We start from the raw sequence: 22,595 nt of genomic DNA, 5'->3' as shown, positions 1-22,595 counted from the left end.
AAGGCTTCACCCGATTTTGAGCCGAGGAGTCCCGTGGCCGCTTCCACCCCATCGCCGAACGACGAGTCCGCCGAGAAGCCGGGCGTCGGCAAGGGACGGCCGACTCCGAGCCGCGCCGAGCAGGTCGCTGCTCGCCGCCGCCCTCTGGTGGCAGACACCAAAGAGGCGAAGGCCGCCGCGCGTGCCCAGTTGCGCGAGCAGCGCGAGCGCGCTCAGGCCGGAATGGCCGCTGGTGACGACAAGTACCTGCCGCCGCGCGACAAGGGTCCGCAGCGCCGCTGGGTGCGGGACTACGTGGACGCCGGCTGGCACCTGTCCGAGTGGGTGATGGCTCTGATGGTCATCGTCATCCTCGTCTCGCTCGTCCCGGACCCCACGTTCTCGTTCTACGCATTCGTCGGCCTGTGGATCTTCATCATCCTCGCCGTGATCGACATGGTCGTGCTCGGCGCCAGGGTGAAGAAGAAGGCCGCTGCGAAGTTCGGCAAGGAACGGCTCGAGAAGGGCCTCGGCTGGTATGCGGCGATGCGTTCGCTGCAGATGCGCTTCATGCGCCTGCCCAAGCCGCAGGTCAAGCGCGGACAGCGCCCCGCTTGAGCCCGCGGTTGATCTGCCGCGCCCAGAACGGACCGCGGTACAGGAACGCCGTGTAGCCCTGGACGAGTGTCGCGCCGGCATCCAGTCGTTCGTCGACGTCGGATGCCGTCTCGACTCCCCCGACCGAGATCACGCAGAAGTCGCTCGGCACCGCTTCGCGGACGACGCGCAGCACCTCCATCGAGCGCTCACGCAGTGGTGCGCCCGACAGCCCGCCTGCGCCGGCGGCATCGACGACCGAAGCGTCCGTTTTCAGGCCGTCGCGACCGATCGTGGTGTTGTGCGCGATGATGCCGTCGAGGCCTTCGGCCACGGCGAGACGCCCGATCGCCGCGATCTCCTCGTCCGGAAGGTCGGGAGCGATCTTGACGAGCAGCGGCGTGGACCCGGCGGCATCCTTCACGGCGCGCAGCAGCGGCGCGAGCGTCTCGACGGCTTGCAGACCGCGCAGGCCTGGCGTGTTCGGAGAGGACACGTTGACGGCGAGGTAGTCCGCAAGCGGTGCGAGCTTCGTGGCGCTCTCGACGTAGTCCGCCGTGGCGTTCTCGACGTCGACCACGCGGCTCTTCCCGATGTTCACGCCGATCACGGTCTTCGGGCGCCGGCGGCGCAGCTTCGCGAGACGCTTCGCGGCAGCGTCCGCACCGGCGTTGTTGAAGCCCATCCGGTTGATCACCGCTCGATCGGGCACGAGGCGGAACAGCCGCGGCTTCGGATTGCCGTCCTGCGGGATCGCGGTGACCGTTCCGATCTCCACATGCCCGAAGCCGAGCGCGGCGAGGCCTCGGACACCGACGGCGTTCTTGTCGAACCCGGCCGCGACGCCGAAGGGCGAGTCGAACGTGAGCCCCAGCGCCGACACCTGATGACCGGAGGCGGGCGCGCACAGCGCGCGGGTCGCCCAGGAGAACGGCGGGACGCCGAGAACCCGGATCACGGCCATGCCGGCGTGGTGAGCGAACTCGGGGTCGAAGCGCGACAGGACGGCGCGGAAGAGGAGGGGATACATCCCTGCCAGATTACCGGTCGGCGCTCTTCGGCTCTGCCCCGGCGTGGTCGGCGCGCAGATCGGTGATCGCGCTCTCGAAATCCTCGAGCGAGTCGAACGCCTGGTAGACGCTCGCGAACCGGAGGTAGGCGACCTCGTCGAGATCGCGGAGCGGACCGAGGATCGCGAGCCCGATCTCGTTGGCATCGAGCTGGGAGACGCCGGTCTGACGCACGGCCTCCTCGACGCGCTGCGCGAGGATCGCGAAGTCGGCTTCGGTGACCGGGCGCCCCTGGCAGGCCTTGCGGACACCGGCGATGACCTTCTCGCGGCTGAACGGCTCCATGACGCCGGAGCGCTTGATCACGTTCAGGCTCGCGGTCTCGGTGGTGGTGAAGCGTCCACCGCATTCCGGACATTGCCTGCGCCTGCGGATCGACAGCCCGTCATCGCTGGTGCGCGAATCGATCACGCGGGAATCGGGGTGGCGGCAGAACGGGCAGTGCATGGTGTTACAGCGTAGTCGTTCGCTCTCCCGGTTCCTGGAAGCGCGCTTCGATGGCCTCGCCGTGGGCGGGCAGGACCTCGGTGTTGGCCAGCGCCACGACGCCCTCGCGCACCGCGGCGAGGGCCGCGTGATCGTACGAGATGATCTGCTGCGGGCGGAGGAACGTGTAGGCGCCGAGACCGGGCGCGTACCGCGCCTGTCCGCCGGTCGGCAGGACGTGGTTGCTGCCGGCCATGTAGTCGCCGAGGCTCACCGGGGTCTGGTCGCCGACGAAGATGGCGCCGGCGCTGGTGAAGTCGGATGCCGCCTCACTCGCATCTTCCAGGTGCAGTTCGAGGTGCTCGGGGGCGTACGCGTTGCTGAACGCGGCGGCCATGGCGCGGTCGTCCACGAGGACGATCGCCGACTGCTCTCCGGCCAGCGAGACGCTGACGCGCTCGGCGTGCTTCGTGGATGCCGCGAAACCGGCGACCTCGACGGCGACGCGCTCGGCGAGGGCTTCGTCGTCGGTGACGAGAACAGCGGACGCCTGCTCGTCGTGCTCGGCCTGGCTCACGAGGTCGGCTGCGATGAGCCGAGCATCCGCTGAGCTGTCTGCGACGATCAGGATCTCGGTCGCACCTGCTTCCGAGTCCGTGCCGACGACGCCGGCGACGGCACGCTTCGCGGAGGCGACGTAGTTGTTGCCAGGGCCGGAGACGACATCGACCGGATCGAGCCCGAGGCCGGCGACCCCGTGAGCGAACGCCCCGATGGCCCCGGCGCCGCCCATGGCGTACACCTCGGTGATGCCGAGCAGACCGGCGGCCGCGAGGATCACGGGGTGAATGCGCCCGTTCTGGTCCTCCTGCGCGGGTGAGGCCAGGGCGATCTGTTGGACGCCGGCGACCTGCGCCGGCACCACATTCATGATCACACTGGACGGGTACACCGCTTTGCCGCCGGGAATGTAGACGCCGACGCGACTCACCGGCTGCCACCGCTGCGTGATGAGCGCGCCGTCACCGATCCGGGTCACTCGGGTCTCGGGCACCTGAGCGGCGGATGCCTGACGAACCCGACGGATCGCCTCTTCCAGCGCCGCGCGGATCTCGGGTGCGAGAGCGCTGACGGCATCCTGGATGTGGCTCGCCGGCACCCGGATCTCGTGCCCCGACACACGGTCGAACTCGCCGGCCTGGGCCCGAAGAGCGGTCTCTCCCCCGGTGCGGACGTCGTCGACGATCCGCGCCGCGGTCTCGAGTGCTTCGGCGCGCGCCTGAGCGGCGCGCGGAACGGCGGCGAGCATGTCCGCCGGCGAGAGCTCCTGCCCTCGCAGATCGATGGTGCGCACGTCAGCCCCTCGTGATGTCAGCGATATCGTGCAGATAGCCGATGCGTCCGTCGTCGTGGCGCACGACGTACGCTCCGCCGCGGTCCTCGATGACGAGAGCCCACGCATCGGGGCCGATGCGGAACAGCGACTCGCCTCGTTCGTCGAAGACGTCGCGCTCGGTGGGCGCCAATGCCCAGAACGGCTGGAACGGCTCATCTGCAGTGGCGGCGTCGACAGTTTCCGTCTCGCCCTGCGAAGAGCGCAGATACCCGGGGACGTAGTCGTCATCGAGCTCGGGCACGGCCCCGAGCTCTCCGCCTGAGGCGTGATCGCTGAGCGGGATGCTCTCGGCAGCGGGCTGCGTCACGGTCTCGTGGGTCGTGTCATCGATGTGGTCTTCATCGGCGCTCGAGTTCTCGGCGCTGGATGTCTCGGCGTCGAGCAGCTCTGCGCCGGGCGTTTCGCCGGCCGTGTCGTCGCCGCCGGCGACGGCTGGCTCCGACACCGGCTGGACGCGCTCGGCACGGGGCTGGGCGACGACGGGGCGCACGGGGTTGGCGCTGCGGTGGGCGAGCGTGATGAGGCGACCGCGGAAGTCGTCGCGGATGCCGGGGATGAACGGTGCGAACACGGTGAGGACGACGAGCACGAGCAGCGCGGCGAGCTGCACCCACGGCACCCAGGCAGTCATCGCCGATCCGGCCTGCATCGATGCCGCGAGGTAGGCCCACGTCGTCTGGATCCACCAGATCGCACCGACCGCGAACGCGACGGACGCGAACTGGTCGATCCCCAGAGAGCCGACTCTGCGGATTCCGTCGGGCGAGAAACGCCGGAGCACGATGAGGAAGACGGCGGCGGTCGGCATACCGAGCGGGAGCAGCCAGGTGATCCCCTGAGCCCAGAGCGACGAGCCCTGACCGATTGGGAAGAAGGACGTCGCGAACGCGATCAGCCATGCCCCGACGATGAGCAGCTCACGCAGTGTGAATCCGAGGATCCCGTGCTGTGGCGTGACCTGTTCGGCGTAAAGCACGCCTTCGTCCTCGGAGAAAAGCTCTTCAGGTGCGTCCGTACTCATGAGTCCCTACCCTACCCGAGGCCGCCGGGTCTCACTCGGGGCAGACCTGCCCTGCTCGACCGACCCGACTCACCCGAGACAGGTGGGCCCGAGCAACGACTTGAGGTCTCCGAACAGGTCTGCAGAGACCTTCACGGGCATCGGGACGTCGAACACCTTGGCGGTCTGCCCGCGGTGCACTCGCAGCACGACCTCCGTGTCGCCGTTGTGCCGCCGCAGCACGTCGGCGAGGTCGTTCATCACGTTCTCGGTGGCGCGCTGCTCGGCGAGCACCAGCGACAGGGGACCTGCCGCATCGAACGATCCGACGTCCGGAGCGAACGCCGACTGCGCATGCAGGTTCAGGCCGTCGTCTCGTCGGGAGACCCGACCGCGCACCGCGAGGATGGCGTCCTGCTGCAGCACGTGCTGGAACTCGGTGTAGGTCTTGCCCATGAACATGACCGTCACCTCGCCGTTGAAATCCTCGACGGTGATCATGCCGTACGGGTTGCCGCTGGCCTTCGCCACGCGGTGCTGCACGCTGGTGACGAGGCCGGCGACGGTGACCTGATCGCCGTCCTGCAGGTCTTCCGATGCGAGCAGGTTGTGGATCGAGATCGACGCGTGCTTGGCGAGTGGCACCTCGAGACCGGCGAGCGGGTGGTCGGAGACGTACAGGCCGAGCATCTCGCGCTCGAAGGCGAGCTTGTCCTTCTTGGTCCACTCCGGGCGCTCGGGCACCTTCGCCGGCGGTGCCTCCTCGTGCGCGTCGTAGAGGCTGTCGAAGTCGAAGCCGATCGCGCCCTGGGCCTCGTTGCGCTTCTGGTCGACTGCGGCCTCTGTGGCATCCTCGTGGATCTCCATGAGCGCACGCCGGGTGTCGCCCATCGAGTCGAACGCACCGGCCTTGATCAGCGACTCGACGGTGCGCTTGTTCGAGACGTGCAGCGGGACCTTCTTCAGGAAGTCGTGGAAGGAGTCGAAGTTCTCCTTCTCGCGCGCGCCGACGATGCCGTCGACGACGTTGCTGCCGACGTTCCGCACGGCGCCGAGGCCGAAGCGGATGTCCTCACCGACGGCGGCGAAGAAGTTGATCGATTCGCGAACGTCCGGCGGCAGCACTCTGATGCCCATGCGGCGGCACTCGTTCAGGTAGATCGCCATCTTGTCCTTGGAGTCGCCGACGCTGGTGAGCAGCGCCGCCATGTACTCGGCGGGGTAGTGCGACTTCAGATAGGCGGTCCAGTACGACACGAGTCCGTACGCGGCGGAGTGGGCTTTGTTGAAGGCGTAGTCCGAGAAGGGCAGCAGGATGTCCCACAGGGCCTTGACCGCGGCCTCGCCGTAGCCGCGCTCCTTCATGCCGCCGGAGAAGCCCTCGTACTGCTTGTCGAGCTCTGACTTCTTCTTCTTGCCCATCGCTCGGCGCAGAATATCTGCCTGGCCGAGGGTGAACCCCGCGACCTTCTGCGCGATCGCCATCACCTGCTCCTGGTAGATGATGAGGCCGTACGACTCCTCGAGGATGTCCTTCAGCGGTTCTTCGAGCTCGGGATGGATAGGCGTGATCGGCTGCAGGCCGTTCTTGCGCAGTGCGTAGTTGGTGTGCGAATTGGCACCCATCGGGCCGGGTCGGTACAGAGCGATGAGGGCCGAGATGTCACCGAAGTTGTCTGGCTTCATGAGCCGCATCAGTGAGCGCATCGGACCGCCGTCGAGCTGGAAAACGCCCAGTGAGTCACCGCGCGAGAGCAGATCGTAGGACGGCCGATCGTCGAGTTCCAGGTGTTCGAGGTCGACCTCCTCGCCACGGTTCATGCGGATGTTGTCGAGCGCATCGGAGATGATCGTGAGGTTGCGGAGCCCCAGGAAGTCCATCTTGATCAGGCCGAGCGACTCGCACGACGGGTAGTCGAACTGCGTGACGATCTGGCCGTCCTGCTCGCGCTTCATGATCGGGATGATGTCGAGCAGCGGCTCGGACGACATGATCACGCCGGCCGCGTGCACACCCCACTGGCGCTTCAGACCTTCGAGACCCAGCGCGCGGTCGAAGACCGTCTTCGCCTCGGGGTCGGTCTCGATGAGGGCGCGGAACTCGCTGGCCTCCTTGTACCGCGCGTGGGCGGAGTCGAACATTCCGTCCAGGGGCATGTCCTTGCCCATCACGGGCGGTGGCATGGCCTTGGTCAGCCGCTCGCCCATGCTGAAGGGGAAGCCCAGCACGCGTCCGGCATCCTTCAGTGCCTGCTTCGACTTGATCGTGCCGTAGGTGACGATCTGAGCCACGCGCTCGGAGCCGTACTTCTCGGTCACGTAGTCGATGACCTCGCCACGGCGACGATCGTCGAAGTCGACGTCGAAGTCGGGCATCGAGACGCGGTCGGGGTTCAGGAATCGCTCGAAGATCAGTCCGTGCTCGAGCGGGTCGAGGTCGGTGATCTTCATGGCGTACGCGACCATGGATCCTGCGCCGGAACCACGACCAGGACCGACGCGGATGCCGTTGTCCTTCGCCCAGTTGATGAAGTCGGCCACGACGAGGAAGTACCCGGGGAATCCCATCTGCAGGATGATTCCGGTCTCGTACTCTGCCTGCTTGCGCACCCTGTCGGGGATGCCGTTCGGGTACCGGTAGTGCAGGCCCGCCTCGACCTCCTTGATGAGCCAACTGTCCTCGGTCTCGCCGTCTGGCACCGGGAACCGGGGCATGTAGTTCGCCGAGGTGTTGAACTCGACCTCGCACCGCTCGGCGATCAGCAGCGTGTTGTCGCACGCCTCTGGATGGTCACGGAACATCTGGCGCATCTCCTGCGCCGTCTTGATGTAGTAACCGTCGCCGTCGAACTTGAACCGGTTCGGGTCGTCCATGGTCGACCCCGACTGCACGCACAGCAGCGCTGCGTGGGCATCGGCTTCGTGCTGATGCGTGTAGTGCGAGTCGTTCGTCGCCACCAGCGGGATGTTCAGATCCTTGGAGATCTTCAACAGATCATTGATCACGCGCCGCTCGATCGGCAGCCCGTGGTCCATGATCTCGGCGAAGTAGTTCTCCTTGCCGAAGATGTCCTGGAACTCGGCCGCGGCCGCGCGCGCCGCGTCGTACTGCCCGAGTCGCAGACGCGTCTGGATCTCGCCCGACGGGCAGCCTGTGGTCGCGATCAAGCCCTTGGAGTACTTCTGGAGCAGTTCGCGGTCCATGCGCGGCTTGAAGTAGTAGCCTTCGAGACTCGACAGCGAGCTCAACCGGAACAGGTTGTGCATGCCCTCGGTGCTCTGACTCCACATCGTCGTGTGGGTGTAGGCGCCGGAACCGGAGACGTCGTCGCTCTTCTGGTCCGGCGAGCCCCATGCGACTCGCGTCTTGTCGCTGCGATGGGTACCGGGGGTCACATAGGCCTCGAGCCCGATGATCGGCTTCACGCCGGCGTTGCGCGCCGCGTTGTAGAACTCGAAGGCCGCGAAGGTGTTGCCGTGGTCGGTGACCGCGATGGCCGGCATGCCGTAATCTGCGGCCGCCTGGGTCATCGCATTGATCTTCGCGGCACCGTCCAGCATCGAGTATTCGCTGTGAACGTGAAGGTGAACGAAGGAGTCGGATGCCACGTGTTCGAGTCTACGTCGGGGCCCGGACACCGGCGCCCGGCGAGCATGCGCGTCCCTCACCCAACTGGACTACCCGCTCCGTTCGCGCTGCACTTGCTCGCAAACGCTGTAGATATCGTTGCAGCGCGTGCCAAGAAGTGCCGCGCGAGCGAATGAGCACGGCGCCGAGTCCGGTTCACGATTTCTTTCGCAGGTCGAGCCGCATGAGCACGCGAGGAAAGCCATCGAGCGTGGACTGCGTCTCGGATGCCTGGGCGAAGCCGGCCTTCTCGAACAGTGACTTCGTGCCGACGTACATCATCGTCATGTCGACTTTCTCGCCTCGGTTGTCGACCGGGTACGCCTCGACCGCAGGTGCGCCGCGCTTCGTGGCGTACTCGACAGCGCCGCGCACGAGCTCGTGCATGATGCCCTGCTTCCGGTGCCCCGGTCGCACCCGCAGACACCAGAGCGACCAGACGTCGAGGTCATCGATGTGCGGGATCCGCCTGCTGGTCGCGAAGCTCGTGCTCCGCCGCGGCTGCAGCGCCGCCCAGCCGACCGGTTCCTCGCCGAGGTACGCGACGACCCCAGGCGGCGGATCCAGTCGACACAGCTCTCGAACGCGTTCGGCTCGCTCGGGACCGCGGAGTGCGTTGTTCTCCTTCGAGCCCAGTCGGTAGCTCAGGCAGAAGCACACGTTCGATGTCGGCTTCTTCGGCCCGACGATCGCCGCGACGTCGTCGAACTCTGTGGCCGGACGCACCTGGATGCTCATGGCGACAGTGTGCCGGATGCCGCCGGCAGCCGCACCCGCTACTTCGCAGCGACGATGTTCTGATCGGTGTTCGTGTACTGGATCGAGTCCGCGATCGTGCCGACGAGCCCCATCGAGACCTTCAGCAGGCCCGGCTCCACATCGCCGAGAGGCGGTGGAGTGTCGAGGCCCAGCGTGAGCCCCTCGCCACCGATCGTGGTCGCGGTGACGGATCCGAGGTACACCGACACATTGCCCTTGAGGGACATGGTGTCGGCCGTCGTCACCAGCCCTGGACCGTCCGGAGGGCGAACGGTGAGCGAGAAGCCGGTGATCGTGATGGAGTCCGCCTCGATCTTCAACGCGCGCACTGAGTCCCCGTTCACGGTCGGGACGCTGACGATGCTGATACCGCGAAGGCCGGTGAAGGACAGACCGCCGGCGCCCATCGACGCAGGGATGCCGGCGAAGACCGGTGCACCGTCGTCCACAGGCGCGGGAACAGGAGTCGTCTCGGCGTCGGGCGTCTCCTCACCCGGTTCGGCGGGGGCGTCGGCATCCGGGACGAGTTCATCCACCACTCCGGGGACGTCCGGCACGCCGGGTGTCGGCGGTGGCGTGGTCTCGCCCGGCGCCGGGTCCTCCTTGGGGCACAGGAACGACAGGAACGAGTCGCAGAATCCCGTGTGCCGCGGCGCGGGGGCCGCGTTCACGACGAGAGGTGCGGTGATGAGCAGGGCCGCGATCACGGCGCCGGCGCGCAGTCTGCGGGATGTCATTCGGCGCTCCCCTCTGCTGCCTCCTGTCGCGCCGCGCTGCGCGCCTTGGCCGCAGCCTTCGCTTCTGGCGTCATCCACGCGACGACCAGCACACCGCCCACGCAGGCGAGGATCGTCCCGATCAGGAAGCCGCCCAGATTCACCCCGATCAGCGCATACAGCCCGACCGCGAGAGAGAGGACGCCGTAGAAGACGTGATGCGCCGGCATCGTGACCGCGAGGATGCCGAGGAGGACGAGCGCTACGGGGATCAGCGTCGCCTGCATGCCCTCGATGCCGAGCTGCACGTGCAGGTGGCCGATGTCGAGCTGTCCGGAGAAGAACATCTCGATCCCGGCGACGACGGTCAGCAGCCCGCCGACGAAGGGCCGCTCCCGACGCCACGCCGAGAACTTGCGCAGGCGGCTGCGAGCCGATCGTCGCGAAGTCGTCACAGCGGTCGTCTCGGTCAGAAGCACGGGGTCGAACCGTCAGTCAGCTCGAGCGTCATACCGGTCAGCGTGAACACCGAGGCCTGCGTGCTCCACGCGGTCTGCTGCAGGTTCGCAATCGACACCGTGTCGGCGTCCTGGGCGAAGTCGCCCGCGCTGCCCTTGGCGTCCGTCGTCACGGTCGACGCGTCGACGCCGATGCGGATGTTTCCGAACGAAGCATCGCCTGCGAGACCGGTCATGCCGATCTGGAGGTCGGAGGCACTGGCTGGCTTGTCACCGCCGCCGGCCTTGATGAGCACACCGACCTTGCCCAGCGGAGTCTCGGTGACGACGGACTGGCACAGGTCGCTCAGCGTCGCGCTCTTGATGTTGGCGATCGCGACCGTGTGCTCACCGCCCTCCGAGTCGGTGGCGACACCGGCGTACTGCGAGAAGCCGGTGCCTTCGAGCTGGCTGGCGGAGATCTGGAACTGGCTGCCCGACACGGCGAAGGAGACGGGGACCGCACCCTGAGCGACGCCGCCGAGGAGGAGCGCTGCGACAGCGCCGACCGGCACCGCTGCCAGCGTGATACGACCGGCGTGGGACTTCGTGAGTGACGGGAACTTCATCGATCCTCCAATGTCAGGCCGTCGTCTTCGGCGGCGCGTGTTCGAGCATAACCCTCATTGACTCAGAGTCAATACGAGCGGCGCATGTCGCGCGGATCGATAGGCTGGTTCGATGCCCGACGAACGCCGTAGCCGATTGACGCCGGAGGACCGCCGCACGCAGCTCCTCGTCGTCGGCGTGAACTTCCTGGCGGATCATCCGCTCGACGAGCTTTCGATGGACGAGCTGGCACGCCGCGCCGGCGTCTCGCGGGCGCTGCTGTTCCATTACTTCGAGTCGAAGCAGGGCATGCATCGTGCGGTGGTGACGACAGCGCGCGACAGCCTGCTGCAGGCCACCGCGCCGCGCCCTGAGCTGCCACCGCGCGAGCGGATGGACGACACGCTGCGGCGCTTCGCGACCTTCGTGCGCGACCACCGAGGCACGTTCCTGTCACTCGTCCGTGGCACCGCGAGCGGTGATCCGACGGTGCGTGCGCTGGTCGATGAGGCCCGAGCGGTCAATGCGGAACACCTGCGGGAGGCATTCGGGGACCTCGGCGCCCCAGACACCCGAGCCGTGCGGATGGCATTGCGCGCGTGGGTCTCATTCGCCGAGGAGGTCTTCGTGAGCGTCGCCGCCGACGACCTCGCCGACGACGCCGCGCTCGTCGCGTTCCTGCTCCGCACCCTCGACGGGGCGATGGCAGCGGCGCGCGACAGCGCCCTGTGATCTGCTGACGCTGCGACCTGCTGACCCGTCAGTCCCCGCGCAGCACATCGAGCGCGTGCACGAAGTCCGCCGGGTAGGGCGACTCGAACTGCACCCACTCCCCTGTGGCCGGGTGCGTGAACCCGAGCTGGTGCGCGTGCAGCCACTGCCGCGTGAGACCGAGTCTGGCGGACAGCGTCGGGTCCGCCCCGTACAGCGGATCACCGACGCAGGGATGCCGGTGGGCAGCCATGTGCACGCGGATCTGGTGGGTGCGCCCCGTCTCGAGGTGGATCTCCAGCAGCGATGCACCGGGGAACGCCTCGATGGTCTCGTAGTGGGTCACCGACGGCTTGCCATCAGGGACGACCGCGAACTTCCACGAATGGTTCGGGTGCCGGCCGATCGGCGCGTCGATCGTGCCGCTGAGGGGGTCAGGATGCCCCTGCACCACCGCGTGATAGATCTTCTCGACCGTCCGCTCCTTGAAGGCGTGCTTCAGAGCCGTGTATGCGGACTCGCTCTTCGCGACGACCATGAGACCGCTCGTGCCGACATCCAGTCGATGGACGATGCCCGCTCGCTCAGCCGCGCCGCTGGTCGCGATGCGGAACCCTGCCCCGGCGAGGGCGCCGAGCACCGTGGGTCCGTCCCAGCCCAGCGAGGGATGCGCTGCCACACCCGTCGGTTTGTCGATGACGACGATGTCGTCGTCGTCGTACACGATGCCCAGGTCGGGCACCTCGACGGGGATGATCGTCGGTTCCTGCTTGGGCTGCCATTCGACGTCGAGCCAGGCTCCACCGCGGAGCTTGTCGGACTTGTCGAGGACGGCCCCGTCGAGTCGCACACCACCGGCGGCGATGACGTCGGCCGCGAAAGTTCGTGAGAAACCGAGCATCTTCGCCAGCGCGGCATCCACCCGTGCACCGTCGAGCCCGTCAGGAACGGGCAGCGAACGAGATTCCACGATCAGGCGTCCTTCTCGACGACCTCTGCACCGCCGTCCACGGCCTCTGCTTCTGCAGCTGCGACGTGGTCCTTCTCACGTGTGCCGTCGAAACGGATGCCGAGCACCACGAGCAGGGCGACGGAGATCATGCCGCACACGATGAAGATGTCGGCGACATTGAAGATCGCCGGCATCATCCAGGGCATCGAGATCATGTCGACCACGTGACCGACAGCGAACGCCGGCTCACGAAGAAGCCGGTCGGTGAGGTTGCCCAGAACGCCGCCGAGCAGGCAGCCGAGCACGATCGCCCAGATGCGCGAGTTCAGGCCGGTGGCCTTCCAGATGATGATCACGGCGACGACGGTGAGCGCGATCGTGAAGATCCACGTCACGTCGCTGCCGAGTGAGAATGCAGCACCGGAGTTGCGGATGAAGTACAGCTGCAGGAAGTCACCGAGGACCGGAACGACCTCCTGAAGCGGCAGGTGCTCGACGGTGAGGTACTTCACAAACTGATCGGCGGCCAGCACCAGCGCCGCAAGAACTGCGACGACGATGCCGGCCGCCGACCGACGAATGGGACGACGTCCGGGCAAAGAGGTGACCTACAGCCCGATAGCCGAAACCGGCGTCGAGTCCGTCGACGTCGACTTCTCGTCGAGGTCGCGGAGCTGACCCTCGATGTAGCCGCGCAGCTGCGTGCGGTAGTCGCGCTCGAAGTTGCGGAGCTCGGTGATGCGAGCCTCGAGCGTGTTGCGCTCGCGCTCGAGTCGTGCGGATTCCTCGCGCTGCTTGGCCTGAGCCTCGGTGCGGATGCGCTCGACCTCGGACTCGGCCTCGGAGATGAGCTGCTTCTTCTTCGACTCACCCTCGGCGACGTGCTCGTCGTGCAGACGCTGAGCGAGCTCGATGATGCCTGCGGTGGCGGTGGTCGAACCGGCGCCGACCTCTGCCGCGAGGGCGGGTGCGGGGGCTGCGGCCACAGGCGCGGGAACCTCGTCGACGACCTGAGCGGGAGCCTGCTCAGCGGGCTTGGACTCGGCGGCCGGCTTCTCTCCGGACTCGTATGCGGCGAGCTTCGCCTTCAGCTCGGCGTTCTCCTCGAGGGCCTTGCGCCACTCGACGACGATCTCGTCCAGGAAGTCATCGACCTCGTCCGGATCGAAGCCGTCCTTGAATCGAACGTGCTGGAACTGCTTGGTGACGACGTCATCCGGGGTCAGTGCCATTTTCTCGGCTCCTCTTTCGATGAGTTCTGTTGCCAGTGTCTGAAGCATGGCTCGGTATTGATTGGCGCGAACCCGGGGCGCGCACCTCCGAGCAAGCATAGTCCCCGATCAGATGAACTGCCTCACGACAGCCATCAGGATCAGCACGGCGAGCATGGTGAAGGTGAACCCGAAATCCAGCGACAGCGAGCCGATGCGCAACGGAGGAATGAAGCGTCGGAACAGCCGAATAGGTGGATCGGTGACCGTGTAGACCAGCTCAGCCGCGACGAGACCGGCACCCTTGGGACGCCATCCGCGGTTGAAGAGCGGAATGTAGTCGAGGATGAGTCTCGCGAACAGCACGAAGATGTAGATCAGCAGGACCAGGTGGACGATCGATGCGATCCAGGAGACTACTGCCACGACTCAGGACTGGTCGAAGCCCGCGGACTCCGGGTCTGCGCTTGCGATGCCGCCGTGACCGGAGACAGCGATGTTCTCGGGCGAGAGCAGGAACACCTTGCTGGTGACCCGCTCGATGCGTCCGTACAGGCCCAGGGAGAGTCCGCTGGCGAAGTCGATCAGGCGTCGCGCGTCGGCGTCGCTCATCTGCGACAGGTTGATGATCACCGGCACGCCCTCGCGGAAGCTCTCAGCGATCAGCTGCGCGTCGCGGTACTGCTTGGGGTGCACGGTGAGGATCTCGTTCACCGCACCGGCAGCGGGCTGCTTGACGGCGACGGGGCGGCGCAACGGAGTCACGGGCGCGGGCGCCACGTCATCCTGGTCACGATCGCGATCACGGTCACGGTGAGCACGGGCGGGCGCTGGAGCGGCCTGCTCTTCGTAGGCCTCTTCCTCATCGGCGAGGCCCAAGTACACCATGGTCTTCTTCAGCGGGTTTCCCATCGTGTCCTCCGTGTTCGACGTGGGCTGATCTGTTTCGAGGTTAACCCCGGTCAGGCCGGGGTCCGGTTATTGCGGAGCCGATCCGCAGGTGTGTCGCACCCGCCGCGACCGCCTCGGTGAAGTCGCCGGTCATCCCGGCGGAGATCCAGGTGGCCTCAGGCGCGATCCTGCGGATGCGCTCGGAGATCTCCCCCAGACGGGCGAAGGCGGGAGCGGGGTCCTCATCGAGCGGTGCGACCCCCATGAGTCCTCGCAGTCGCAGGGACGGAAGGGTGAGGATGTGCTCGGCGAGGTGCTCCGCGGCATCCGGTGCGACTCCCCCTCTGCCCTGGTCATCGGTGAGGTTCACCTGGACCAGCACGTCGAGGATGCCGTGGTCAGCCGGTTGAGCAGCACCCGGCTCAGCAGCACGATGCAACGCGTCGGCGAGCTTCACCCGGTCCACGGAGTGGACGACGTCAGCACTGCGCCGGATGGCGCCGGCCTTGTTCGTCTGCGCCTGCCCGATGAAGTGCCAGCGCAAGCCGTCGAGGTGGAGGTCATCCCGCTTCGCCGTGAGCTCCTGTTGCCGATTCTCCCCGACGTCGCGGACGCCGAGGTCGTGCAGGTCGCGCACGAGGGATGCCGGGTGGAACTTCGTCACGACGATGCGGGTGATGTCTCCGGCATCCCGGCCGGCGGAGCGCGCGGCGTCCGCGATCTGTGCGTCGATCGCGGACAGCCGCTCGGCGAGCTCGGTCAACGCGCTCCTACTTCAGGAACTCGGGGATGTCGATGTCGTCGTCGGCGAACGCCGGCTCGAGGCTCGTGGTCGGGATGCGCGGCGCCGGCTGCGTCGCCGCCGGCTCGCTCGCCTTGGGCGCCTCCACCTCGTCGTCCGACAACGTCACCTCTGGCAGCGTGGCCGGCTCGGGACGCGAGACGACCATCGGGTCCAGACGCAGCGACGGCTCTCCGCCATCGAAGCCTGCGGCGATGACCGTGACGCGGACCTCGTCGCCGAGCGTGTCGTCGATGACGGTACCGAAGATGATGTTCGCCTCGGGGTGCGCGGCCTCCTTGACGAGGTCGGCGGCGTCGTGGATCTCGAAGATGCCGAGGTTCGAGCCACCCTGGATCGAGAGCAGCACGCCGTGCGCACCCTCGATGGATGCCTCGAGAAGCGGCGACTCGACAGCCAGCTCCGCGGCCTTGATGGCGCGGTCGGCGCCGCGTGCGGAGCCGATGCCCATGAGCGCGGATCCCGCACCCTGCATGACCGACTTGACGTCGGCGAAGTCGAGGTTGATGAGACCGGGCGTCGTGATGAGGTCGGTGATGCCCTGAACGCCGGCGAGGAGGACCTGGTCTGCGGTGGCGAACGCCTCGATCATCGAGATGCCGCGGTCGCTGATCTCGAGCAGTCGGTCGTTCGGGACGACGATGAGGGTGTCGACCTCTTCCTTCAGCTTCGCGACGCCCGCCTCTGCCTGGCTCTGGCGACGACGACCTTCGAACGAGAACGGCTTGGTGACCACACCGATGGTGAGGGCGCCGATGGACTTCGCGATGCGTGCCACGACCGGTGCACCACCGGTGCCGGTTCCGCCGCCCTCGCCGGCGGTGACGAAGACCATGTCGGCGCCGGTCAGCGCCTGCTCGATCTCTTCGGCGTGGTCCTCGGCAGCACGGCGTCCGACCTCGGGGTCCGCGCCTGCGCCGAGGCCGCGGGTGAGCTCGCGTCCGACGTCGAGCTTGACGTCGGCGTCGCTCATGAGCAGCGCCTGGGCGTCGGTGTTGACAGCGATGAACTCGACGCCGCGAAGGCCGAGTTCGATCATGCGGTTGACGGCGTTGACGCCGCCACCGCCGACGCCGACGACCTTGATCACGGCGAGGTAGTTCTGGTTCTGGCTCATGGCCGGCCTCCGATTGTCGAGCCTGGAAAGAATGTGAACCTTAAACCTCAACTAGAGGTGTAAAGTATTTCCCGGTATTGCGTTCTCTTGATCGAAGGTATGCGTCGATTCGCCGTGCGAGCGCAGCGACACGGGCGTGTCGCCCGTTTCACCGTGCCGGCGCTCGCATTCGTGTACGGTCAGCCGACGACGGGGACCTGAGCGGACGAGACATCCACGTTGCGAGCATCCGGTTTCGCCTTGAGGATGCTGCTGAGCGTCGCGCTCTTCAGCACCGAGTCCTCGGCGCTCCCCCACACGACCGTGAGCCCGGTCGACAGCTTGAGGGTCACGTCATCGAGTGTGCTCGCCGACACCTCGCTCAGGGTGGTGCGCACCTCGGCGGGAAGCGACCTGACCACGAGTCCGACCGACTCGAACGCGTCGGAGCCCGGCCCGCCTTCGACGTTCAGAACGGGCTGACCCTCCGGAGGCTGCTCTGTGGTCGATAGCGCCACCCCTGCCGCGTCCACGAGCGTGTATCCCGCATCCGACTTCACGACTCCGATCGGCGTGCGCTCGACGATGCGCACCGTGAGGTCGTGCGGCGGCTTGGCCTCGAGCGCGTACGTCTCGATCAGCGGGAAGGCCATGAGTGCGGCCTTGACCTGGCTGTCATCGACGAGCGCGAGCGGGCGGCCGATCTGATCCGACAGCGCGGCCTCGACGGTCGCGGCATCCAATGACGATGTCCCGGCGACCGTGATCCGCTCGACGGCGAACAGGGGGCTGTAGGCGGCGACCACGCTGCCCGCGATGAGCAGCACGACGGCACCGAGGGCACCCAGCCACATCATGCGGCGACGGCGCGAGCGCTGCGTGAACCGGCGGATCTCCGCGCGCAGCCGCTTGCGGCGCGCACGGGCCGCTCGCCACACGTCACGGGCGGTGAGCCCCTCCAGCGACTCGGGCTCCGCCGTCGCATCCGCATCGTCGGTCGGAGAGGCCTGTGTCAGCTCGACCGGCTCGCGCGGCTCACCGCCACGGCGGGGGCGCGCCGGTGCGGGCTGCGCCTCCTCCGGCGCAGTGGGAAGCGGGGCCGGGCGACGCACGGGTCAGCCTTCTGCGCTCTGTCGGAGCGAATCGAGCACCTGCGGGATCATCAGGTAGACATTGCCGCATCCGAGAGTGATGACGTAGTCGCCGTCTCGGGCGATGGATGCCGTGTAGTCCGCAGCCTGCTGCCAGTCGGGCACGTAGTGAACGTTGCTCTGATCGGAGAAAGCGCCGCTGACGAGCTCGCCGGTCACGCCGGGCACCGGGTCCTCACGCGCGCCGTACACATCGAGCATCACGGTGTGATCCGCGTATGTCTCGAGGACCTCGGCGAACTCGCGGAACATGTGCTGCGTGCGGGAGTACGTGTGCGGCTGCTGGATCGCGATGATGCGCCCGTCCCCCACGACTCCGCGTGCGGCCTCGAGGGCGGCCTTCACCTCGGTCGGGTGGTGCGCGTAGTCGTCGAAGACGCTCACGCCTCGCTCCACCCCGTGCAGCTCGAATCGGCGAACGGTCCCGGAGAACCCCTCCACCGCGCGGACCGCATCGGATAGGTCGTATCCGAGCGACATCAGGACCGCGACTGCCCCAGCGGCGTTGATGGCGTTGTGGACGCCGGGTACGGCGAGCTGCATGCGCTCGCTGTCGTCGCCGCGTGTGACGGTGGCCGCGACGGGGCCGGAGGTCGCGACCTCGGTCAGCCGGACATCGGCATCGTCTGCCGTGCCGAAGGTGATCACGTTCGGGTGCGACAGCCCGGCTTTGACGCGCAGGGCGCCGGGGTCGTCGCTCGAGATCACGACAGCCTCTCCTGCCGCGTCGGCGAAGCGGATGAAGGCGTCGTGGAAGGCCTCGTCCGATCCGAAGTGATCCAGATGGTCGGGGTCGACGTTGGTGATCAGGGCGATCGCGGTGTCGTAGAGCAGGAAGGTCCCATCGGACTCATCCGCCTCGACGATGAAGAGCTCGTCGGCGCCGGAGGCGCTCGACGTGCCGAGCTGCTCGATGACACCGCCGTTGACGAAGTTCGGGTCTGCGCCGAGAGCCTGGAGCGCCGTGACGATCATGCCGGTCGACGTCGTCTTGCCGTGGGCCCCTGCCACCGACACGAGGCGGCGGCCGCCGATCAGCCAGTGCAGCGCCTGGGAGCGGTGGATCACGTGGAGTCCGCGTTCCTTGGCCGTGACGAACTCGGGGTTCTCGGGCCAGATCGCACCGGTGTGCACGACGGTGTCGGCATCGCCCAGATACGCGGCGTCGTGACCGACATGCACGGTCGCGCCGGCGGCGGCGAGGGCACGGAGGTTGTCGCTGTCGGCGCGGTCGGATCCCGAGACGCGGATGCCGGCGTCGAGGAACATCTTCGCCAGGCCGCTCATGCCTGAGCCGCCGATGCCGATGAAGTGCGCGACGGAGATCGACTCGGGGATCGGGAGCGAGAGGTCAGGTCTGATCATGTCGGATCCATCCTAATTCGCGGTGCTCAAGCACCGGCGCGGAGCGCGCGGTCGATCATCGCGATGACGTTCTCGGTTCCGGTACGGGTGCCGACGTTCTCGGCGGCAGCGGCCATGGCGGAGATGCGGTCGCGGTCGGCGAGCAGCGGGATCACGTCTGCGCGCACGGTGTCACCCGTGAACGTTCGATCGTCGAGCAGGATCGCAGCGCCTGCGGCGACCGCCGATGCCGCGTTGAGCCGCTGTTCGCCGTTGCCGACCGCGTAGGGCACGTACACGGCGGGGATGCCGAGCGCGCTGATCTCGCTCACGGTCGCAGATCCCGCACGGGAGAGGATGAGATCCGCCAGTGAGAACGCCAGATCCATGCGGTCGACGTACCGCCGCATCGTGTACCCGGGGACCTGCGGATCGACGAGCTCGCTCCGCTCGCCTGTGATGTGCAGCAGCTGCCAGCCGGCGGCGAGCACATCGCCCCAGGAGTCGGCGAGAGCCTCGTTGAGTCGCTGTGCGCCGAGCGAGCCTCCGAACGCGAGGAGCACCGGCCGCGTGGCATCCAGCCCGAACGCCTCGGCGGCCTCGGCCCTGTGCGCAGCGCGGTCGAGCGCGACGATCTCGCGGCGCAACGGCATGCCGACCACTTCGCTGTTCTTGAGCGGGGTTCCGGCGAAGGCGACGCCCACGCCTGCGGCAGCGCCGGTTCCCAGCCTGTTCGCGAGCCCCGGTCGCGCGTTCGCCTCGTGGACGACGAACGGCACGTTCTCGCGGCGCGCCGCGATGTAAGCAGGAGCGGACGCGTAGCCGCCGAAGCCGACCACGACGTCGATGTCACGTGCGCGGATGTGCTGGCGCACCTGTCGCACGGCACGTCCGAACCGGGCGGGGAACCCGAGGGCCTGCCTGTTCGGGCGCCGTGGGAAGGGCACCTTGTCGACGATGAGCAACTCGTATCCGCGCTGGGGAACCAGCCGCGCCTCCAAGCCCTCCTTCGTACCGAGGACGAGGACCGCAGCATCGGGCTCGCGCTCGCGCAGCCCGTCGGCCACGGCGAGCAGGGGGTTCACATGGCCGGCGGTGCCTCCGCCGGCGAGAAGGTACGAGGTCACTTCGCGACCCTACCCCGTTCAGTTGCGGGAATCGTGCGAGCGAACGCCAACAGGACACCGCAGGCGAGGAGCACGGCGAGAAGGGCGGTACCGCCCTGCGACATGAATGGCAGCGGCACGCCCATGACAGGGAACACGCCGATCACGACGCCGATGTTGATGAGGGCCTGGCCGAGGATCCAGACGGTGATCCCACCGGTGGCGACGCGGATGAACGGGTCGCTCGTCTTCCGCATGATGTGGAAGGCGCCGACCGCGAAGAACGTGAACAGCGCGAGGACGACGACGCAGCCGATGAGACCGAGCTCCTCGCCGACGATGGCGAACACGAAGTCGTTCGCCGCTGCCGGCAGCCAGCCGTACTTCTCCTGCGAGTTGCCGAGGCCGAGCCCGAAGATGCCGCCGTTCGCCATCCCCCACACCGCGTGGATGGACTGATAGCAGTCGTGCTCGTAGTTGCTCATGTCCGAGCACACGGCGGTGATGCGGCGCATGCGGTCGGGGCTGACGACAGCGAGAGCGATGACGCCGACGATGCCCAGAAGCACGGGGAGGATGAACAGCCGCAGCTTGACCCCGGCGAAGAACAGGCAGCCGAGCAGGATCAGCACGAGAACCATCGCCGTGCCGAGATCGTTGCCTGCGATGACGGTGCCGATCGCGAGCACGGCGACCGGGACGACGGGGATGAACACGTGGTGCCAGATGGCCAGCCGTGTGCGCTTGCGCAGTAGCACGTAGGCGATCCACAGCGCGAGGGCCAGCTTGAGGAACTCGGAGGGCTGCATCGATACGAAGCCGAGGTCGATCCAGTTGCGGTTACCGGCATCCTCGATGCCGAGAGGCGTGAAGACCAGCAACTGCATCAGCGTCGCGAGGATCAGCGCCGGCCACGCCATCTTCTTCAGGAAGCCGATGGGCAGCCTGCTCACCAGGAACATCAGCGGGATGCCGAGGACGGCGAACATGGCCTGCTTCAGCGCCGTGTCCATGACGCCGGACTCCGTCGCGCTGGTCGCCGAGATGACCATGACGATCCCGAAGACCGTCAGAAGCAGCGCAGTGGATGCGATGAGCAGGAACTCGCTGGACGGCGGCGTGAAGATGCGGCCGAGTGAGACGCGTGCGGCGAGTCCCCGTGATTCAGTGCGCTGAGGGCGAGCCACCTGTGTCATCGGCGCTCCCCCTGTCGGTCCCAGTGCTGTCGATCCACGTGCGCACCGCGTCGGCGAAGCGGTGGCCACGATCCGCGTAGCCGGTGAACTGGTCGAAGGATGCTGCGGCCGGGGCCAGCAGCACTGTGGTCCCGTCCGTCGCGATCTCCGCGGCGAGTTCCACCACCCGAGTCATGACGTCTTCAGTCTCACCAGTGGAAACCTCATACACCGGCACGTCGGGCGCGTGTCGCGTGAATGCGGTGAGGATGGCTTCGCGCTCGACGCCGATGACCAGTGCAGCGCTGGCTGTGCGGCCGCCATCTGCAACCAGATCCGACAGATCGACGCCCTTGAGATCGCCGCCGACGATCCACACGGCGCCGGGGTGGGCACGCAGCGACGAGGCCGCGGCGTGCGGATTCGTCGCCTTGGAGTCATCCACCCAGGTGATGCCGGCGTGACGGGCGACGACCTGGATGCGGTGCTCGTCGAGGCGGAACCCGTCGAGCGCCCTGCCGATGGCCTCTGGCGCTGTGCCGAGGGCGCGTGCCAGCGCGCTTGCGGCGAGGATGTTCTGCACGATGTGCGGAGCGGACAGACCGGCCCGCTCGAGGTCGGCCATGGTCGTGAGTTCGAGAGCGCTGTTGCGACGATCGTCGAGGAAGGCGCGGTCGGCGAGGATGCCGTCGACGACCCCGAGGTCGCTGGGACCAGGCACGCCGAGGTCGAAGCCGATGGCGCGGGCGCCATCGATGACGTCGGCGTCCTCGACCATCTCGCGGGTCGCGATGTCGGCCTTGTTGTACACGCAGGCGACACGGGTGTTCCGGTACACGAACGCCTTCGCGGCGCGGTACGCGTCGGCGCTGCCGTGCCAGACGAGGTGGTCGTCGGCGAGGTTCAGGCACACGGCGGAATGCGGCACCAGTTGTCCGGCCGGCGCGCTCTGGCCGATGTACCAGAGCTGATGGCTCGACAGCTCGACCACGAGGACGTCGAACCCTGCCGGGTCCCGCACGGCATCCAGCACGGGGATGCCGATGTTGCCGCACGGCGCTGCGCGCAGGCCGCCCTCGACGAGGAGCGTCGCGGTGAGTTGTGTGGTCGTGGTCTTGCCGTTGGTGCCGGTGATGAGCACCCAGTCAGCCGGGGTGCCGTCGGAGCGGACGACCTTGTCGCGCACACGCCAGGCGAGTTCGACGTCGCCCCAGAGCGGGATCCCGGCATCCTGCGTCCACCGGATCAGCGGATGCGACGGGGCGAACCCGGGGGACGCGATGACGACCTCCGGCGCGAAGTCGATGAGCTCCTTCGGCGCGGCGTCGAGCGCCTCGAGAACAAGGGTGGCGCCGATGACTGGCACGAGCCGTTCGTACTCCTCGGAGGCCGATTCGGAGAGAACGAGGACCTCGGCGCCGAGCTCGGTGAGCGTGTCGGCGGTCGAGAAGCCGGTCACAGACATCCCGAGGACGGCGACCCGCAGGCCCGCCCAGTCGGAATGCCAGCTGGTGAGGGAATCCAGTCGTTCGGTCACTT

General features: G+C 67.5%; 23 protein-coding genes. 2 read left to right on the top strand and 21 right to left on the bottom strand.

What is annotated here, in order from left to right; all coding sequences use genetic code 11:
* The first annotated feature begins 33 nt into the window (after nt 1-33).
* Nucleotides 34-597 (top strand): DUF3043 domain-containing protein, encoded by a 564-nt coding sequence (locus tag KHB019_RS00395; RefSeq protein WP_230103020.1) that lies wholly within the window; start codon nt 34-36, stop codon nt 595-597.
* On the opposite strand, the gene KHB019_RS00390 is transcribed toward KHB019_RS00395, so the two are convergent.
* The 9 genes from KHB019_RS00390 to KHB019_RS00350 form a co-directional block, all read right to left on the bottom strand.
* A complete protein-coding gene (locus KHB019_RS00390; RefSeq protein WP_337457872.1) occupies nt 572-1,606 on the bottom strand; it encodes a quinone-dependent dihydroorotate dehydrogenase in 1,035 nt (344 codons plus the stop codon). The two genes, KHB019_RS00395 and KHB019_RS00390, sit on opposite strands and share 26 nt — an antisense overlap.
* A 10-nt stretch (nt 1,607-1,616) precedes the next feature.
* Nucleotides 1,617-2,093, bottom strand: coding sequence for a transcriptional regulator NrdR (gene nrdR / locus KHB019_RS00385; protein WP_230103022.1), 477 nt, complete (start codon nt 2,091-2,093; stop codon nt 1,617-1,619).
* Between the two features lie 4 nt (nt 2,094-2,097).
* Complete coding sequence (gene hisD, locus KHB019_RS00380; protein ID WP_337457871.1) at nt 2,098-3,426, bottom strand: histidinol dehydrogenase; 1,329 nt, start codon at nt 3,424-3,426, stop codon at nt 2,098-2,100.
* A 1-nt stretch (nt 3,427) separates the two neighbouring features.
* Nucleotides 3,428-4,489 carry a hypothetical protein gene (locus KHB019_RS00375; RefSeq protein ID WP_337457870.1) on the bottom strand — a complete coding sequence of 354 codons (1,062 nt, stop codon included), beginning with the start codon at nt 4,487-4,489 and terminating at the stop codon, nt 3,428-3,430.
* A gap of 69 nt (nt 4,490-4,558) precedes the next feature.
* Nucleotides 4,559-8,029 carry a DNA polymerase III subunit alpha gene (gene dnaE / locus KHB019_RS00370; protein ID WP_443193192.1) on the bottom strand — a complete coding sequence of 1,157 codons (3,471 nt, stop codon included), beginning with the start codon at nt 8,027-8,029 and terminating at the stop codon, nt 4,559-4,561.
* Between the two features lie 223 nt (nt 8,030-8,252).
* Nucleotides 8,253-8,834, bottom strand: a complete 582-nt coding sequence (locus KHB019_RS00365; RefSeq protein ID WP_337457868.1) for a GNAT family N-acetyltransferase — start codon at nt 8,832-8,834, stop codon at nt 8,253-8,255.
* A 38-nt stretch (nt 8,835-8,872) separates the two neighbouring features.
* Nucleotides 8,873-9,592: a hypothetical protein gene (locus tag KHB019_RS00360; RefSeq protein ID WP_337457867.1), complete on the bottom strand. Its 720-nt coding sequence runs from the start codon at nt 9,590-9,592 to the stop codon at nt 8,873-8,875.
* Complete coding sequence (locus tag KHB019_RS00355; RefSeq protein WP_337457866.1) at nt 9,589-10,026, bottom strand: DUF6114 domain-containing protein; 438 nt, start codon at nt 10,024-10,026, stop codon at nt 9,589-9,591. The genes KHB019_RS00360 and KHB019_RS00355 overlap by 4 nt, the downstream gene beginning before the upstream one ends.
* Before the next feature lie 14 nt (nt 10,027-10,040).
* On the bottom strand, nt 10,041-10,637 hold the full coding sequence (locus KHB019_RS00350) for a DUF6230 family protein (RefSeq protein ID WP_230103028.1): 597 nt from the start codon (nt 10,635-10,637) through the stop codon (nt 10,041-10,043).
* A gap of 112 nt (nt 10,638-10,749) precedes the next feature.
* Between KHB019_RS00350 and KHB019_RS00345 the strand changes: the two genes are divergently transcribed.
* Nucleotides 10,750-11,349, top strand: a complete 600-nt coding sequence (locus KHB019_RS00345) for a TetR/AcrR family transcriptional regulator (protein ID WP_337457865.1) — start codon at nt 10,750-10,752, stop codon at nt 11,347-11,349.
* A gap of 28 nt (nt 11,350-11,377) precedes the next feature.
* On the opposite strand, the gene KHB019_RS00340 is transcribed toward KHB019_RS00345, so the two are convergent.
* The 12 genes from KHB019_RS00340 to murD form a co-directional block, all read right to left on the bottom strand.
* Nucleotides 11,378-12,298, bottom strand: coding sequence for an RluA family pseudouridine synthase (locus KHB019_RS00340; RefSeq protein ID WP_337457864.1), 921 nt, complete (start codon nt 12,296-12,298; stop codon nt 11,378-11,380).
* A 2-nt stretch (nt 12,299-12,300) separates the two neighbouring features.
* The gene (gene lspA, locus KHB019_RS00335; RefSeq protein ID WP_337457863.1) at nt 12,301-12,879 is read right to left on the bottom strand and encodes a signal peptidase II; all 579 of its coding nucleotides are present in this window, start codon (nt 12,877-12,879) and stop codon (nt 12,301-12,303) included.
* A 9-nt stretch (nt 12,880-12,888) separates the two neighbouring features.
* A complete protein-coding gene (locus KHB019_RS00330; protein ID WP_337457862.1) occupies nt 12,889-13,512 on the bottom strand; it encodes a DivIVA domain-containing protein in 624 nt (207 codons plus the stop codon).
* A gap of 108 nt (nt 13,513-13,620) precedes the next feature.
* On the bottom strand, nt 13,621-13,917 hold the full coding sequence (locus KHB019_RS00325) for a YggT family protein (protein WP_337457861.1): 297 nt from the start codon (nt 13,915-13,917) through the stop codon (nt 13,621-13,623).
* 3 nt (nt 13,918-13,920) lie between these two features.
* Nucleotides 13,921-14,403 carry a cell division protein SepF gene (locus KHB019_RS00320; protein ID WP_230103034.1) on the bottom strand — a complete coding sequence of 161 codons (483 nt, stop codon included), beginning with the start codon at nt 14,401-14,403 and terminating at the stop codon, nt 13,921-13,923.
* A gap of 40 nt (nt 14,404-14,443) precedes the next feature.
* Nucleotides 14,444-15,145, bottom strand: a complete 702-nt coding sequence (locus KHB019_RS00315; RefSeq protein ID WP_230103035.1) for a YggS family pyridoxal phosphate-dependent enzyme — start codon at nt 15,143-15,145, stop codon at nt 14,444-14,446.
* Nucleotides 15,146-15,152: 7 nt separating this feature from the next.
* Entirely contained in the window at nt 15,153-16,301 is a 1,149-nt protein-coding gene (ftsZ, locus tag KHB019_RS00310; protein WP_337457860.1) for a cell division protein FtsZ, read from the bottom strand.
* A 179-nt stretch (nt 16,302-16,480) separates the two neighbouring features.
* The gene (locus tag KHB019_RS00305; RefSeq protein WP_337457859.1) at nt 16,481-17,392 is read right to left on the bottom strand and encodes an FtsQ-type POTRA domain-containing protein; all 912 of its coding nucleotides are present in this window, start codon (nt 17,390-17,392) and stop codon (nt 16,481-16,483) included.
* A 3-nt stretch (nt 17,393-17,395) separates the two neighbouring features.
* Nucleotides 17,396-18,796 (bottom strand): UDP-N-acetylmuramate--L-alanine ligase, encoded by a 1,401-nt coding sequence (gene murC / locus KHB019_RS00300; protein WP_337457858.1) that lies wholly within the window; start codon nt 18,794-18,796, stop codon nt 17,396-17,398.
* Nucleotides 18,797-18,822: 26 nt separating this feature from the next.
* Nucleotides 18,823-19,902, bottom strand: a complete 1,080-nt coding sequence (locus KHB019_RS00295; protein ID WP_325471768.1) for a UDP-N-acetylglucosamine--N-acetylmuramyl-(pentapeptide) pyrophosphoryl-undecaprenol N-acetylglucosamine transferase — start codon at nt 19,900-19,902, stop codon at nt 18,823-18,825.
* Complete coding sequence (gene ftsW, locus KHB019_RS00290) at nt 19,899-21,077, bottom strand: putative lipid II flippase FtsW (RefSeq protein WP_230103040.1); 1,179 nt, start codon at nt 21,075-21,077, stop codon at nt 19,899-19,901. The genes KHB019_RS00295 and ftsW overlap by 4 nt, the downstream gene beginning before the upstream one ends.
* A complete protein-coding gene (murD, locus tag KHB019_RS00285; protein WP_337457857.1) occupies nt 21,046-22,593 on the bottom strand; it encodes a UDP-N-acetylmuramoyl-L-alanine--D-glutamate ligase in 1,548 nt (515 codons plus the stop codon). The genes ftsW and murD overlap by 32 nt, the downstream gene beginning before the upstream one ends.
* Nucleotides 22,594-22,595: the final 2 nt, after the last annotated feature.

Source organism: Microbacterium sp. KHB019 (assembly GCF_037285405.1).
GTDB lineage: Bacteria > Actinomycetota > Actinomycetes > Actinomycetales > Microbacteriaceae > Microbacterium.
The sequence above is the reverse complement of the archived record's forward strand: the minus strand, read 5'-3'. Positions and strand labels throughout refer to the sequence as shown.